The 960-nt window shown below is 30.7% G+C and carries 1 protein-coding gene; it reads left to right on the top strand.

Annotated elements, in window-relative coordinates; translation table 11 throughout:
* On the top strand, positions 1-876 hold an 876-nt coding region (locus K5R16_RS21945), incomplete at its 5' end, for a hypothetical protein (protein WP_220740526.1).
* Positions 877-960 lie beyond the last annotated feature (84 nt).

Here is a 960-nt window from a genome sequence, read left to right on the forward strand (position 1 = left end):
CATCTGTATTCACTTGGTAACGCAATGAATACAGGTTTACTTAAATTCAAACCATATCTGATATTAAACATTATCTCTATGGTGTTGTATATTTTAATACTCTTAGTTATTTATTTTGTAACTGGTAGCCTGAATGTATACATATCATCAATTTTATTCATACCATTCTGTGGTGTTATTGTTTTCACTTTAACATCTTTTCCATATCTTAAATTAGTTAGGCTAAATAAACTAAAGAAATTAATTGAAACCGAACAACTAAAATGTCTTTTAAAATATTTTTGTACGGCATCATTGAGTGTTTTTCTCGCTCCTATTGTATTGATGGTTATCCGAAATTCACTTATTGATAATTACGGTGTGGTGGCTACAGGTAATTGGCAAGCTATGTGGAGAGTTTCTGAGATCTACACAACAGTTATTACTCTTGGTTTGTCTGCAATTGTGTTACCTAAGTTAGCTCGGGCTAGTAACTACATTGAAACTGTATCTGTTTTAAAAAGCGTCATATATTTTGCTTTTCCTGTGTTATTAATTAGCGTTATATTTGTTTATTTTGGTAAGGGGATCTGGTTACCAATTTTGTATAGTGATGAATTTTCTGTACCGAATGAATTTCTCATCTATCAACTACCCGGAGATATTTTAAAAGTTGGTTGTTGGCTTTTGTCATATTTGATCATTTCAAAACAAAAATTGAAACTCTATGCTTCTTTAGAAGTTTCTTTTAGTTTGACATTTGCATTATTAACTTTGTTTTCTGCTGATTTGTTTGGGATGATTGGAGTTCCTCTGGCATATCTAGTCACACAGCTATTATGTCTAATGTTATTAACGTGGTGGTTTTATTTTGTATTCAAAAAAGAACAAATTTAACTTTGTTATTAAAAGTGAAAACTTTAATAGCTCCAGTGTGATGGTCACATATGCGATCCCATCATTTAATCATGCAGATTATAT

Origin of the sequence: Shewanella sp. c952, from assembly GCF_019654975.1 — a bacterium.
Classification (GTDB): domain Bacteria; phylum Pseudomonadota; class Gammaproteobacteria; order Enterobacterales; family Shewanellaceae; genus Shewanella.